The 14,493-nt window shown below is 64.4% G+C and carries 14 protein-coding genes; 8 read left to right on the top strand and 6 right to left on the bottom strand.

The window, feature by feature from the left end; all coding sequences use genetic code 11:
* The first annotated feature begins 336 nt into the window (after positions 1–336).
* Entirely contained in the window at positions 337–666 is a 330-nt protein-coding gene (locus RY1_RS04365; RefSeq protein WP_072802337.1) for an oxidoreductase, read from the top strand.
* A gap of 70 nt (positions 667–736) precedes the next feature.
* Here RY1_RS04365 and RY1_RS04360 read toward each other — a convergent pair whose 3' ends face one another.
* Positions 737–2,254: a leucyl aminopeptidase gene (locus tag RY1_RS04360; RefSeq protein ID WP_072802336.1), complete on the bottom strand. Its 1,518-nt coding sequence runs from the start codon at positions 2,252–2,254 to the stop codon at positions 737–739.
* A 93-nt stretch (positions 2,255–2,347) separates the two neighbouring features.
* Between RY1_RS04360 and gcvT the strand changes: the two genes are divergently transcribed.
* Positions 2,348–3,448 carry a glycine cleavage system aminomethyltransferase GcvT gene (gcvT, locus tag RY1_RS04355; protein ID WP_072802656.1) on the top strand — a complete coding sequence of 367 codons (1,101 nt, stop codon included), beginning with the start codon at positions 2,348–2,350 and terminating at the stop codon, positions 3,446–3,448.
* Between the two features lie 33 nt (positions 3,449–3,481).
* A complete protein-coding gene (locus RY1_RS04350; protein WP_072802335.1) occupies positions 3,482–4,585 on the top strand; it encodes a branched-chain amino acid aminotransferase in 1,104 nt (367 codons plus the stop codon).
* A gap of 1 nt (position 4,586) precedes the next feature.
* Here the strand turns inward: RY1_RS04350 and RY1_RS04345 are convergent, their stop codons facing one another.
* The 4 genes from RY1_RS04345 to RY1_RS04330 form a co-directional block, all read right to left on the bottom strand.
* Positions 4,587–5,348 carry an adenosylcobinamide-GDP ribazoletransferase gene (locus RY1_RS04345; protein ID WP_072802334.1) on the bottom strand — a complete coding sequence of 254 codons (762 nt, stop codon included), beginning with the start codon at positions 5,346–5,348 and terminating at the stop codon, positions 4,587–4,589.
* 3 nt (positions 5,349–5,351) lie between these two features.
* Entirely contained in the window at positions 5,352–6,491 is a 1,140-nt protein-coding gene (gene cobT / locus RY1_RS04340) for a nicotinate-nucleotide--dimethylbenzimidazole phosphoribosyltransferase (protein ID WP_245819511.1), read from the bottom strand.
* Positions 6,492–6,571: 80 nt separating this feature from the next.
* Positions 6,572–7,135, bottom strand: a complete 564-nt coding sequence (gene cobU, locus RY1_RS04335) for a bifunctional adenosylcobinamide kinase/adenosylcobinamide-phosphate guanylyltransferase (RefSeq protein WP_072802333.1) — start codon at positions 7,133–7,135, stop codon at positions 6,572–6,574.
* 3 nt (positions 7,136–7,138) lie between these two features.
* Positions 7,139–7,798 carry a DUF3043 domain-containing protein gene (locus RY1_RS04330; RefSeq protein WP_072802332.1) on the bottom strand — a complete coding sequence of 220 codons (660 nt, stop codon included), beginning with the start codon at positions 7,796–7,798 and terminating at the stop codon, positions 7,139–7,141.
* Positions 7,799–7,920: 122 nt separating this feature from the next.
* Here RY1_RS04330 and RY1_RS04325 point away from each other — a divergent pair, with 122 nt between their 5' ends.
* From RY1_RS04325 to RY1_RS04315, 3 genes are all read left to right on the top strand, one after another.
* The gene (locus RY1_RS04325; protein ID WP_072802331.1) at positions 7,921–8,979 is read left to right on the top strand and encodes a glycerate kinase family protein; all 1,059 of its coding nucleotides are present in this window, start codon (positions 7,921–7,923) and stop codon (positions 8,977–8,979) included.
* A gap of 66 nt (positions 8,980–9,045) precedes the next feature.
* Positions 9,046–9,396: a HesB/IscA family protein gene (locus RY1_RS04320; RefSeq protein WP_072802330.1), complete on the top strand. Its 351-nt coding sequence runs from the start codon at positions 9,046–9,048 to the stop codon at positions 9,394–9,396.
* Positions 9,397–9,552: 156 nt separating this feature from the next.
* Positions 9,553–10,527 carry a carbohydrate kinase family protein gene (locus RY1_RS04315; RefSeq protein WP_072802655.1) on the top strand — a complete coding sequence of 325 codons (975 nt, stop codon included), beginning with the start codon at positions 9,553–9,555 and terminating at the stop codon, positions 10,525–10,527.
* Between the two features lie 122 nt (positions 10,528–10,649).
* Here the strand turns inward: RY1_RS04315 and asnB are convergent, their stop codons facing one another.
* Complete coding sequence (gene asnB, locus RY1_RS04310; protein ID WP_072802654.1) at positions 10,650–12,575, bottom strand: asparagine synthase (glutamine-hydrolyzing); 1,926 nt, start codon at positions 12,573–12,575, stop codon at positions 10,650–10,652.
* A gap of 224 nt (positions 12,576–12,799) precedes the next feature.
* On the opposite strand from asnB, the gene ctaC reads away from it, so the two are divergent.
* Together ctaC and RY1_RS04300 are read left to right on the top strand one after the other, a co-directional pair.
* Complete coding sequence (ctaC, locus tag RY1_RS04305) at positions 12,800–13,879, top strand: aa3-type cytochrome oxidase subunit II (RefSeq protein ID WP_072802653.1); 1,080 nt, start codon at positions 12,800–12,802, stop codon at positions 13,877–13,879.
* Positions 13,880–13,897: 18 nt separating this feature from the next.
* Positions 13,898–14,314 (top strand): cytochrome c oxidase subunit 4, encoded by a 417-nt coding sequence (locus RY1_RS04300; RefSeq protein ID WP_072802329.1) that lies wholly within the window; start codon positions 13,898–13,900, stop codon positions 14,312–14,314.
* The last annotated feature ends 179 nt before the right edge of the window (positions 14,315–14,493 follow it).

Raw genomic sequence — 14,493 nt, 5'->3', positions numbered from 1 at the left:
GACCATTGTGCTGGCGTTGTTGGATTCGCGGACGATACTTGCGTTAATTGCGATCGTCAGGGCGGTGCACTTCGGAGGTTCCGATGCCCTTGCCGAACTACCGAAACGGGCGTTCCACGAACCACGGCCGGTGGCAGCAGACACGTCGAACGCCCCTTCATCTATGGTCGGCACTCTTTCTCGACAACGGGAGAGTTGAACTCTCCATGGTCATCCTTCCATCCTCGGAGATCTGGTGTTCCCCGAGGGGCGGCTGTTGCACTGGCAAACTGGTGAGTAACACATCTCGTGTGGACGCTCGGCAGGAGTCGGACACACAGGCGACAGGAGTCAACAGTGGGGTTGTTCGATCGCTTCTCCCGACGCAGCGGCAAAGGTAGAGGCGGTGGGGAGGGTTCACCGGCCCAATACCTCGCCGACTGGACGGCCGCGCGCACGGGAGTCGAGGCATACGTCGAGCCGAAGACGACAGTGACTCCTGTCACTGTGGTGTTGATTGCCAACGACGGTGAGTGGACCCGCCGCGCCGTCGACGAGCGACATATCAGAAAGCTCGGGGGTGATCTGAGGATTCCGGTCTACGACGTACGCAAGACCGGTTATCCGCAGCGAATGCGCGATCACGATGCGCGGCAGAAGATTCTGAAACGACGCGCCGCAGAGTGATGCCTGCGGTGCGGGCGGCACACCGTGGTGAGCCACCCGCACACGAGCCAAGAACTATCCGTTTCTCACGCTAGCCGTTTTCCACGATGTCCTCGAGCACTGCGAACATGGTGCGAACCGGAACTCCGGTGCCGCCCTTGCCGATGTATCCGAACGGACCTCCCGTGTTGTAGGCGGGACCGGCGACGTCGATGTGCGCCCATTCGACGCCCTCGGCGACGAATTCCTTCAGGAACAGTGCGGCGGCGAGCATTCCGCCCGCGCGACCGTTGGTGACGTTGGCCAGGTCTGCGACCTTCGACTCCAGTTCGCCGCGGATCTCGCTCGGCAAGGGCATCGCCCAGCCGTTCTCGCCGACGGAACGAGATATCTCCGCGACGCGATCGCGGAACTCGTCGGTGCCCATGACACCCGGCGTGCGGTTACCGAGAGCGACGACCTGCGCGCCGGTCAGCGTCGCGGTGTCGATCAGATAGTCGGGGTCGTCCTCGCACGCACGCACGATCGCGTCGGCAAGCACGAGACGGCCTTCGGCGTCGGTGTTGATGACCTCGACCGTGATGCCGCCGTACTGGGTGAGGACGTCACCGGGGCGCTGGGCTGTGCCCGAGGGCATGTTCTCCGCCATCGGAACGGTGGCGACGACGTCGAGTGCCAGGTCCACTTTGGCGGCGAGGATGACGGTCGCGATCACGGCGGCGGCGCCTGCCATGTCCGAGGTCATGTTCTCCATCCCGGCCGCAGGCTTGATCGAGATGCCGCCGGTGTCGAATGTGATGCCCTTGCCGACGAGTGCGACCTTCTTGGATTTGCGCTTGCCACCCGAATGCGTCAGTCGCACGAGTCGGGGAAGTCGCGACGAGCCCTTCCCGACGCCGTGGATGCCGCCGTATCCGCCCTTCTCCAGAGCCTTGTCGTCGAGAATCTGGACGGTCAGGCCTGCTGCGGTGCCGAGTTCCTTGGCGCGCGCGGCGAACTCCTCCGGATAGAGGTGGCTCGGGGGTGTGTTGACGAAGTCACGGGCGATCGCGACGGACTCGGCGATGGCGAGGGAACGCGCCAACTCCGCCTTCGGCTCCCGCGAGCGTGGATTGGCCACCAGCAATTCGACGCGTCCGAGCGCGCCTGCGCCCTCCTTGGGGGCGGACAGCGGCGACTTGAACTCGGTGAATCGGTATGCGCCGAGGAAGAATCCTTCCGCCGCGGCACCGAGGTCGAGCGAGGACAGTGTCGTTGCGGCGATCGCGGTGCCGGACAGGGCGCGCGCCGCAGTTCCCGCGGATCGGCGGATGCGGTCGGTGTCGATGTCGGCCGATGTGCCGAGACCGACTGCGAGGACGCTCGATACCGCAAGCGCAGCGGGGGCAGGAATGCGGGTGATCTCGTCCGCCTTGCCCGTCGCCCCGACTGCTTCGAAGGAATCGAGAAGCTCGGATGCCAGCGCGTCGTCCGAGATGTCGTCGGTGATGACGAGCTCGAGCCCGTCCTCGCTCGTGCTCAGAGCGACGACGAGCACGTCGATGTTCTTACCGAGGCGGCCGGCCAACACCAGCTCGGGTCCGAGGGCGCGGGGTGTAGACGAAGGCACTGGGCAGCTCCTACAAGTGGGAAGAGAGTGTCGGTCGAACTCGATCGTAGTGATCGGGTGGCGATACGTCGCCGTCCGCTAGCGTTGGCCACTATGAGCGAAGACGAACTCGTCCACGGTCCCGTCCACGCCGTCCACGTCGAATTGGGGGCAACGTTCGCCCCGTTCGGTGGATGGGAGATGCCGGTCTCGTATACAGGAGTCGTTGCCGAACACAAAGCAGTCCGCTCCACTGTGGGTCTGTTCGACGTCAGCCACCTCGGAAAGGCTTCGGTCTCCGGCCCCGGCGCGGCCGAGTTCGTCAACTCGGCGCTCACGGGCGATCTCCGCCGCGTCGGACCGGGGAAAGCGCAGTACACCTTGTGCTGCACCGAGTCCGGGGGAGTCGTCGACGATTTGATCGCGTATTTCGTCGGGCCGGACGAGGTCTTCTTGATTCCGAACGCCGCCAACACCGCGGACGTCGTCGAGGCCCTCGCTTCACGGGCGCCCGACGGGATCACCGTCGTCGATCAGCATCGCCAGTTCGGTGTGCTGGCCGTGCAGGGGCCCGAATCGCGAGCGATCGTCGAGAGACTGGGACTGCCCGTCGACATGGAGTACATGGCGTTCGAGGACGCCGTGTGGGGCGATGTCCCGGTTCGGGTATGCCGCACCGGATACACCGGCGAACACGGCTACGAACTGATTCCCGCGTGGGCAGATGCGGAGAGGCTCTTCAGGGCATTGGTGGATCTGGTGAAGGCTGCGGGTGGCGAGATTGCCGGCCTCGGCGCCCGCGACACGTTGCGAACCGAGATGGGCTATCCGCTCCACGGACACGAGCTCTCACTCGACATCTCGCCGCTCGAGGCGAGATGCGGATGGGCGATCGGGTGGAAGAAGGACGCGTTCTGGGGCAAGGACGCACTCGTCGCCGAGAAGGAGCAGGGACCGGCGCGAGTGTTGCGCGGCATCAAAGCCCTCGATCGCGGGGTGTTGCGGCAGGGGATGACGGTGCGTAGTGAGGGTGCTCCGATCGGGGTGACGACGTCGGGAACATTTTCGCCGACCCTCGGAATCGGCATCGCCCTCGCACTGCTCGACACGTCGGCGAACCTCGCACCTGGCGATGTCGTCGATCTCGACGTGCGCGGACGCACGCTGCGATGTGAAATCACTGCGCCTCCGTTCGTGTCGGTCAACACCAAATGAGCGACGAATTACCCGTTCGATAAGATCGGCATCATGACCGGTGTCCCCGAATTCGCGCGCGTGCAGCATCCTTCTCCGGCCCCCTCGGACGCCAGGGAAGCCGTACTGGCTGCGCCGGGGTTCGGAAAGTACTTCACCGACCACATGGTGATCATCGATTACACGTCCGACAAGGGCTGGTACGACGCGACTATCACTCCGTACGGGCCGATCGAGCTCGATCCCGCTGCGATGGTGTTGCATTACGGACAGGCCATTTTCGAAGGCCTCAAGGTCTACCGCCAGCCCAACGGTGATATCTCGTCGTTCCGTATCGGCGCCAACGCCGAGCGTTTCCGTACTTCCGCTGCCCGCCTGGCGATGCCGGAACTCCCGGACGAGTTGTTCATCGGTTCGGTGAAGCAGCTGCTCGCGGTCGACCACGAGTGGATCCCCGCCGCGGGAGGCGAGGACGCGCTGTACCTGCGCCCGTTCATGTTCTCCACCGAGGCAGGACTCGGCGTTCGCCCTGCGGACGATTACCGATTCATGCTCATCGCCTCGCCCGCAGGCGCGTACTTCCCGCGTGGCGTCAAGCCGGTCAGTGTGTGGCTCTCCACGGAGTACGTGCGAGCGGCTCCCGGCGGCACCGGCGCGGCCAAGTTCGCGGGCAACTACGCCGCATCTCTTCTCGCACAGGCGCAGGCCAGCGACGAGGGCTGTGATCAGGTGGTGTGGCTCGACGCGATCGAACGGCGCTACGTCGAGGAGATGGGCGGAATGAACCTGTTCTTCGTCTTCGGGTCGGGTTCCGATGCTCGTCTGGTCACACCGTCACTGTCCGGTTCGTTGCTACCGGGAATCACGCGCGACTCCTTGCTCGCACTCGCCACCGACTCCGGGATTCCGGTCGAGGAGCGTCGCATCTCCACCGAGGAATGGCAGAAGAAGGCCGAATCCGGGGAGATCACCGAGGTGTTCGCCTGTGGCACGGCAGCTGTCATCACTCCGGTCGGAAGCGTCAAGTCCGCCGACGGCCAGTTCGCGATCGCCGACGGAGAACCCGGCGAGATCACTCTCGCCTTGCGCGACACGTTGACCGGAATCCAGCGTGGCACGTTCGCGGACACACACGGGTGGATGACCAAGCTCGCCTGACCTAGCTGCCCACGAGTAACCCCACCACGGTGACGGTGGTCGTGACCTCGACGACCGAGCCGAGAACGTCACCGCTCATGCCCCCGAAGCGTCGGACGGTGTGGTGTACCAGCAGGGTCGACGCAAGCAGTGCAACCGCCACTGCCAGTGGGCCCTGCCACGGGCGAGAGTGGACGCACCACACGGCGGCGAGAACTGCTGCAGCCGAGGCAGATACCACGAACCACAGTGGCTGTGTGCCTGCGACGAGAGCGCCGAACCCTCGATCGGTCGCCGAGTCGATTCCGCGTCGGCAGGCGAGCACGACGGCAACGCGTCCCACCGCGACCGCAATCACGATCGACCACCAGGAGTGTCGGTCGGCCAGCGCACCGAATCCTGTTGCTTGTATCGCGAATACGGCAACGATGGCGGCAACCCCGAAAGGTCCGGCGCTGCCGGAGCGCATTACTTCACGTGCGCGTTCGGGCGGCCCGTAGCATCCCAACCCGTCCACGGTGTCCGCGAGCCCGTCGACGTGCATGCCCCGGGTCACCAGTGCAAGTGCCGAGACCGTCAGGAAGCCCGCGAGAATCCCCGCCAACGACGCAGCCGACGCGCACCACAGCACAGCTGCCGCGAACAGTCCCAGTGCAATTCCCACCAGGGGAGCGGATGCGATGGCTTTTCCTGCCGAAGACCGGTCCACCTCGCGGGGGCCGTGGACCGGCAGTACCGTCAGCCAGGACAGCGCCAGGCGAGGTCCGACGAGTATCGAACGCATCGATCAGTCCCCGTGAGCGACTTCGGGACTCACGCCTGCAGCGCCTTCGGTACTGACACCGGCAGCGCCTTCGGTACTGACACCGGCAGCGCCTTCGGTACTGACACCGGCAGCGCCCTCGGTACTGACACCGGCATCGGCGAATGTCGACATCTGGGTCAACGTCGCGATTGCGGCGTGGATCAGGGGGAGGGCAACGAGCGCGCCCGACCCTTCCCCCAGTCGCATGTCGAGTTCGAGGAGAGGTTCTATTCGTAAGTGTCGCAATGCAATCGAATGTGCGGGCTCGGTCGACCGGTGACCTGCTATCCACCATTCCCTGGCTCCGCGAGCGCCCTCTTCGGCGACGAGAGCAGCTGCTGTGACGACGAGCCCGTCGAGAATCACCGGAGTGCGTCGGTGCGCCGCCTGCGCCAGGAATCCCGCCATCGCGGCGAGATCGGCACCGCCCGCGACACGAAGAAGTTCCACCGGATCCTTGACGACGGGCCGTGCGCGACGCATGGCATCTCGGATCGCGGCGGTTTTGCGAATCCACCCGGCGTCGTCGACCCCGGTGCCTCGGCCCACTGCCGCGACCGGTTCGGTGTCGGTGAGGGCGGCGATCAACGTCGTTGCAGGCGTGGTGTTACCGATGCCCATATCGCCTGCGATCAGCAGATCCGCTCCTCCGTCGACCTCCTCGTCGGCGACGGCTCGGCCCGCGTCGATCGCGGCACGTACCTCGTCTGCGGTCAGCGCGTCCTCGCGGTCGATCGATCCGCTCGAACGCCGTACCTTGTGCGTGCTCACGGAGGGATCGGTGTCGCCTGCCACCGAGATGTCGACCACGCGGACCGAAGCCCCCGCCGTCGCCGCCAGTGCGTTCACAGCAGCACCGCCGGCGAGGAAGTTCGCGACCATCTGACCGGTCACCTCGGCCGGGTACGCCGAGACGCCGTGCGCCGCCACCCCATGGTCACCGGCGAACACCACGACCCGCGGCCGAACGAGAGGCTTCGGCGGGCAGGTGTCCTGGCATGCCGCGATCCATTCACCGATCCGCTCGATCCGCCCCAGACTTCCCGCGGGTTTCGTCAAAGTGGACTGGCGTTCCGACGCGAGCCTGCGCGCGTCCGAAGACGGCGGCGCCACGGGTCGCAGAGGCGTCGCGGCCTCAGCTATGTCCCCAGGTGTGTCCCCGGCTGGGTCGCTGCTGTCGGACTGTTCGGGATCTCCGGTCACTACCGAGCCTTTCCTGGAACTTGGCCGTCAGAAGTCTTGAGTGTGAGGGGGAGACCGGCAACGACGAGCACCACGGTGTCGCACACGGCGGCCAGCGCAGAGTTCAGACTGCCGATTTCGTCCTGGAACAGTCGGCCCGACCGAGTGTCGGGAACGACGCTCATGCCGACCTCGGGGCTCACGATCACCAGGTGCTCGCGTGACCGAGATACGGCATCGACCAACGTCGCGACGTCCGGTGCAACGGTACCGCGCGGGCTGTCCCATGCCCGGTGGTCGTCGATCGTGTGAGTGAGCCACGTGCCGAGGTCGTCGACGATGGTGGTGCCTAGGTGATCACCGAGCACCGCATGAAGATCGGTCGATACCTCGACAGTGGTCCAGTGAGACGGTCGTCTGCGTCGATGGATGTCGATGCGAGCTTCCCAGTCGGCATCGGATGGGTCACGACGTCCGGTAGCCACATAGCGGACAGCATCGGAAGAGTCCACGAGGCCTTCGGCGTACGCCGACTTTCCCGAACGCACACCACCGAGAACGAGGGTGCGATGAGCCGGCGTCACAGGTCAGACAGCCGCGCCGCGATCGACCCTGGGCTTCGGCGCACGCATCTTGCGAATCTGCGAAGCGCGGACGAACGCGTACCAACCGAGCTTGAAGCCGCCGTCCGGAGTTTCGGGGAAGCGCGCTCGGACGCGATTGTTGACCTGCCGCCCGATGAAGATGCCCTCGACGACCATGAAGAGCATCATCACGAACATCGCCAGCGTCACGTATGCCTGGACCGCCGGGTTGAGGAACAGCGCGAAGATCAGAAGCAGCGCCATCGGCATGAAGAGACCGACAAGATTGCGTCGGGCATCGACCATGTCGCGGACGTACGCGCGGACCGGGCCCTTGTCGCGGGGAAGAAGGAACTTGTCTTCGCCGGCCAGCATGCGCTCGCGGCGGTCGGCCGAGGCTGCTCGACGCTCCTCCGATGCCTTCTTGCGGTCGTCCTTGGAGCCGCGATTGGCCTTGCGGCGCTCGCGCGCTTCCTTGCCGGTCATGGGTGGAGGTGCCACCGGTCCACGTCGTCGGCCTTGCGCCTCACGCCGTTTGGGTGTGGGGCGACCCTTGCCGAGCGAGACGTTCGAGGACGAGTCCTCGGCCGATGCGGAGGACTCGACGGACTCCGAATCGCGATCGTCCGAATTGTCTGAGCTTCCGCGACGTAGCAACTTCACACTCCCAGGCTATCGGCTTGCGCGGTTCACGCGAACACCGGCCACGTCACAACACTGATCGGCCCCATTTTCGGTCTCTGCTCGCCGCGCCGAGGCACCCGGCCACCCCTACAATTCGAGCGATGCGAGTGATGGTGGCGCCCGATTCGTTCGGCGAGACATTGACGGCGAACGCGGCAGCCGAGGCGATACGACGCGGTTGGAGCAGAGGCAGGCCCGGAGACGAGCTGATCGTTGCGCCGCAGTCCGACGGCGGTCCCGGATTCGTGGACGTGTTGGCGGCCAGCCGAGGCGACATCGAAGAAGTCGACGTCGAGGGGCCACTCGGGGACACCGTGCGGGCGCGATGGCTGCTGGACTCGGGGATCGCGTTCGTCGAGGCAGCAGCAGCATGTGGTCTTGGACTGCTCGGTGGCCCTCCGACCAATCACACGGCGCTGACCGCAAGCAGCTTCGGTGTCGGGCAGATCGTTGCGGCGGCGCTCGACACTCCAGGAGTGCACACGATCTACGTCGGCCTCGGCGGCAGTAGTTGCACCGACGGCGGACGCGGGATGGTGCGCGCTCTCGGCGGTCTCGAACATGCCATGGCACGGGTCTCGGCGGTCGACCTCGTCGCCGCGACCGACGTCGAGAATCCGTTGCTGGGCGAGTTCGGTGCCGCACGCGTGTTCGGGCCGCAGAAGGGCGCAGATCCGGACATGGTCGCGGCGCTCGAAGACCTGAACGCCGAATGGTCGGCAGTGCTCGATCTCGAATCGGGCCGCGACGTCGGCGTGCTGGCCGGAGCAGGAGCCGCCGGAGGGATCGGCGCAGCACTGTTCGCGCTCGGAGGCCGACGTGAGTCGGGAGCGAGCGTCGTGGCCGAACTCACCGATCAATCGACGGTGCTCCGGTCGGTGGATCTCGTGGTGACCGGCGAAGGCAAGTTCGACAGTCAATCACTGCGCGGGAAACTGGTGACGCAGCTTGCAGGCGCGGGCGCCGTGTCGGGCGTCGAAACCCTTGTTCTCGCAGGTCAGATCACGCTGAACGCCGAGGAGTTGGCAGCTGCCGGGATATCACGGGCGTATTCGGTCACCGTATTCGCAGGATCCGTCGAACAAGCGATGTCCGACGCGGACCGGCAGCTGGGTTTGCTCGCCGAGCACGCGGCACAGGAGTACTCGCTGCAACTGTGAGGAATAGACGGGTGCGGAGTACGGTTGAGTCGTTCACGGGTTTGGTACGACTGACAGGGAGAGCCCATGACCGTCTCGAACGACACCATCACGCACAAGGTCACGATGACAGAGGCAGCGTCGTCGAAAGCCAAGGCGTTGCTGGATCAAGAAGGCCGCGACGACCTCGCGTTGCGTATCGCTGTGCAGCCCGGTGGCTGCGCAGGATTGCGCTATCAGCTCTTCTTCGACGACCGTAGCCTCGACGGCGACCTCGCAGTGGACTTCAACGGAGTCACGCTGGCTGTCGATCGTATGAGCGCTCCGTACGTCGAGGGTGCGTCCATCGACTTCGTGGACACGATCGAGAAGCAGGGCTTCACGATCGACAACCCGAATGCCACGGGCTCGTGTGCCTGCGGCGATTCGTTCAACTGAGCTGATCCATCTCGAACTCTGACCGGTGCCCACTCTGCGGGTACCGGTCTTAGTTCTGTTCGCACACGGAATCCATCGACGTGTTTCCCCACCATCGGTGCAGCGCAGCTGGGTAGCATAGTGCTCGCACAGACAACGACCGAAAGGCCCAAGTACGTGACTCTCGCGGTATCGGGATCGATTGCGACCGATCACCTGATGCGGTTCCCGGGCAAGTTCGCCGAGCAGTTGGTTGCAGACCAACTCTCGAACATCTCGTTGAGCTTCCTCGTCGACGATCTGGTGATACGCAAAGGCGGAGTCGGCGGCAACATCGCCTACGCGCTCGGAGTACTCGGCGGATCGCCGTTGCTCGTCGGTGCTGTCGGACCCGATTTCGGTGAGTACCGCACCTGGCTCGAGTCCAACGGTGTCGACTGCACGGGAGTGCGAGTGTCGACGACGGCGCACACCGCTCGGTTCGTCTGCACCACCGACGAGGACATGGCTCAGATCGCGTCGTTCTACCCGGGCGCGATGAGCGAGGCCAGGGAGATCTCGATCGCCGACCTCGCCGCCGCGAACCCGATCGAATTGGTTCTCATCGGTGCCAACGATCCCGACGCGATGATCGCTCATACCGAGCAGTGCCGCACAGCCGGCATTCCGTTTGCGGCGGACCCGTCGCAGCAGCTCGCACGCTTGAGCGGAGAGCAGGCCGTCGCCCTGATCGAGGGCGCCGCGTATCTGTTCACCAACGAGTACGAGTGGGGCTTGCTGCGTCAGAAGACCGGGCTGTCCGAGGCAGACTTTGCAGCCAAGGTCGGAGTGCGCGTCACCACGCTGGGCAAATCGGGTGTCGAGATCGTCACCGAAGACGGTGTGAAGACACATGTCGATGTCGTACCCGAGACCAACAAGGTCGACCCGACGGGCGTGGGCGACGGTTTCCGCGCCGGATTCCTCGTCGCTCACCGTGCAGGCGCCTCGGTGGAGCGCGCCGCGCAGCTGGGATCACTGGTCGCGGTGCTCGTTCTCGAGACCACCGGAACTCAGGAATGGGAGTTCGTCCGCGACGACGCCCTCAAGCGTCTCAGCGCCGCGTACGGCTCGACTGCGGCCGAAGAGATCGGCGCACTACTGCCTGCGTAGTCCAGGGCAGGCATCCCAGATTCTCGGATTCCAGATCTCGCAACTCGGATTCACGCACAGATGGCCTGTAGCAACAGTTACACCGTTGCTACAGGCCATCGATGCATATAGGGGCGAGACCCTCAGAGATTGACCGGATACGTCGGCTCGGCGATCTTCGGCACGATGCGCTTTTCGACGAAAATCCCGTGCCACACCATGAAGATCAGCACGGTCCACAGTCGACGACTGTGATCCGAGCGTCCCTCTCGGTGCTCGTTCAGCATCGCGGTGATCGCAGCCTTGTTCAGGATGTGATCGGTCTCCGACTCGGCGATCTGCTGATGCGCCCAATCGAAGAGTTCGGTACCGCGAAGCCAGTGTCGGAGCGGAACGGGGAACCCCAGCTTCGCGCGGTGCAGAACGTGTCCGGGAACGATGCCCTCCAACGCGCGACGTAGAGCGAACTTCGTGGTGTCCTTGGTGATCTTCTGATCCAGCGGCAACTTCTCGGCGACCGCGAAGACCTCCGAGTCGAGGAAGGGCACCCGAAGCTCCAGCGAGTTGGCCATCGTGATCTTGTCTGCCTTGACGAGAATGTCCCCGCGCAGCCACGTGAACAGATCCAGGTGTTGCATGCGCGCCACCGGATCCCATCCCTGCGATTGCGCATAGATCGGGGCCGTGACGTCGGTATGCGTCCACTCCGGCCGAAAATCGCGGAGTACCGCTCGCAGTTGTGCGTCGCCGAAGCTGCGCGCGTTGCCGTAGTAGCGCTCCTCCAGCGTCATCGATCCACGGTGCAGCAGGCTCTTGCCTCGTGTGCCGTCGGGAATCTTCTCGCTCAGCGCGCCCGCGGCGCGACGAAGCGCACCGGGCAGGTATTCGAACGGTTTCAGCGACAGCGGCTCACGGTAGATCGTGTACCCGCCGAACAGTTCGTCGGCACCTTCTCCAGACAGCACCACCTTGACGTGCTTGCGGGCTTCCTTGGCGACGAAATACAGCGGCACCAGTGCGGGGTCGGCAACGGGATCGTCGAGGTACCAGACGATCTCGGGGATCGACGCGGCGAACTCCTCCGGTCCGACGACCTTGACGATGTGTCGGGCACCGATCGCAGCGGCGGATTCGGCGGCGACATCGACCTCCGAGTACCCCTCGCGCTCGAACCCGGTGGTGAACGTGATCAGGTTCGGGTTGTGCCGCATCGCCAGAGCAGCGATTGCCGTCGAGTCGATGCCGCCCGACAGGAACGATCCGACGGTGACGTCTGCGCGCATGTGCTTGGCGACCGAATCCTGCAGCGCCTCCGCGATCTCCTGGTAGCGCGACGCCTCCGAACCGGGCGCAAAGGCCTTCACCGGAAACTTCGGGGTGAAGTACCGAGTGATCACCGGGTCGGTACCGGGGGAGAGGGTGGCGAAGCATCCGGACTCGAGGCGGCGGATGTCGGCATGCAACGTCTCGGGCTCCGGGACGTACTGCAGCACCGTGTAGTGCTCGGTGGCACGCGGATCGAGCTCGGTACCGATGCCGATCAGGCCGGTCAGTTCGAGCAAGCTCTTCTTCTCGCTTCCGAAGGCTGTGCCTCCGGTGCCGGTCGCTACGAACAACGGCTTGATGCCGAACGGATCCCTGGCGAGGAACAACTCACGGGTCTCGGTGTCCCAGATCGCGAAGGCGAACATTCCCCGCAGCCGACGCACGGCATCGGTGCCCCAGTAGTGGAATGCCGCCACGATCGATTCGCCGTCACCCTCGGTGAAGAACTCGGCACCGTGATCGCGGGCAAGCTCGGCGCGCAGTTCGAGGTAGTTGTAGATCTCGCCGTTGAACGTCAACGCGTACCGCGTCGGATTCTCGGTGGGCCCCCATCGCAGCGGCTGATGAGAATGTTCGATATCGATGATCGACAGACGGTTGAAGCCGTAGATGACGTCGTCGTCGTGCCAGGTGCCCGGTTCGTCCGGTCCGCGGTGACGCATGCAGTGCATTGCGGAGGAGACAAGGTCGACTCCCGCAGCGTCCGTGCCGGCCGACGTGAGTACACCGAGTAGTCCACACACAGCGTCTACTACCTCGTTTCGCAGTTCGGGAATGGTGTCACCGCGTCCGACGCCCATGCGCCGAGGAACGTCGAACGCGTCGATGACCGAGTATGCCGCAGACACGGCACAACGAAGGTAACGACCCAACAGTGGTCTCACGGCAGCTTTGGTCTACGCTGCGTAGTACTAGGGCTTCTGCATGTGGAAGCCCTCATTCTTCAGTGGTGAGCGATCAGGAAGGCGTGAACGTGGCGCAGAGTCGGATCCTTCGGCGAGCTGGGCTGACAACATTTCTCGGCGTTGCCGCGTTGCTGTTGTCGGGCTGTTCCATCGACAACGATGTCCTGCGCTTCGGATTTCCGTCGGGCATCACGCCCCAGGGAAAGTCGATTCGCGAGTTGTGGACGTGGTCCGTGGTGGCCGCCCTGATCATGGGCATCATCGTGTGGGCTCTGATCTTCTGGGTGGTCATATTCCACCGTAAGAAGAAGGACTCACCGGAATTCCCGCGGCAGACGGCCTACAACGTGCCGCTCGAGCTGGCCTACACGGCCGTGCCGTTCGTGATCATTGCCGTCCTGTTCTACTTCACCGTCGTGGTGCAGAACTACGTCGACGAGAAGGTTCCGGATCCCGACGTCACCGTCGACGTCACGGCCTACCAGTGGAACTGGAAGTTCGGCTATCAGACGGTCGACCTCAAGGACGGCGTCGTGAAGTACGACGGCACCGATCTCGAAGAGCAGGCAGCCGCCGAAGCCGCAGCAAAGCCGGCCGAGGGAGAGGCAGAGGGCAGCGAGGACGGCGAGTTCGTCCCAGGAGCGATCCACGGCGCAAGCCCGCAGGATCTGTCCTACCTGCACTACGACAAGATCGAAACCGTCGGAACCAGCAACGAGATTCCCGTACTCGTTCTCCCCACCGGCAAGCGCATCGAGTTCGTGCTCGCGTCCTCCGACGTCATTCACGGCTTCTGGGTTCCCGAGTTCTTGTTCAAGCGTGACGTTCTCCCGAACCCCAAGGAGAACCACTCGGACAACGTGTTCCAGATCTCCGAGATCGAACGAGAAGGCGCATTCGTGGGCCGCTGCACCGAAATGTGCGGCACGTTCCACTCGATGATGAACTTCGAGGTTCGCGCTGTGTCCCCCGATGACTTCCAGCAGTACATCGAACTTCGCAAGCCGCTGTCCGAAGGTGGCGAGGCGTTGACCAACGCGCAGGCGCTGGAGGCAATCGGTCAGTCGCCGATCGCGACGAGCACCACGCCGTTCAACACGGACCGCACAGTGAAGTCCGAATCCGTCGCCGAAGGCAACTGACCGAGAGAGAATGTTGAAATGAAAATCGAAGCCAAGATCTTCGAGATCCTGACTGTCTTCTTTCTTCTCGTCGGGATCGTGTACGCACTGTTCACCGGGTTCTCCCGCACGGGAGTCGAGTGGGCAGGTGTCACCGCGATTGCACTGTCCGTCGGACTGACCCTGATCATCGGGACCTACTTCCGATTCGTGGCACGACGCCTCGACACCCGTCCCGAAGACTTCGACGACGCCGAGATCAGCGACGGTGCAGGGGATCTGGGCTTCTTCAGCCCGGGTAGCTTCTGGCCGATCGTGCTCGCAGCCGCAGCGTCGGTCACGGCCCTGGGCTTCGCCTTCTTCCTCTGGTGGCTCATCGCCTTCGGTGTGGTCCTGATCCTCTCCGCCGCAGCAGGTCTGGTGTTCGAGTACCACGTCGGTCCAGAGAAGCACTGACCAGAAGAAACCTTCACGCCAACGAGCGCCGACCCCACCACGGGGTCGGCGCTCCTTGCGTTTCCGGGGTCAATGGGCCTGAGCGTCGGCTGGAAGGTGCGCGCTGAGAGGTGTTGGGGGCGTGGCTGGGGTGGGGCTCGGTGGTCGGGTCTGGTTGCGCAGGTTGCAGCCGATGCGCA

This window comes from Rhodococcus yunnanensis NBRC 103083 (genome assembly GCF_001895005.1).
Taxonomy (GTDB): domain Bacteria; phylum Actinomycetota; class Actinomycetes; order Mycobacteriales; family Mycobacteriaceae; genus Rhodococcoides; species Rhodococcoides yunnanense.
Note: the sequence above shows the minus strand (reverse complement) of the source record. Positions and strands in the feature narration are given on the sequence as shown.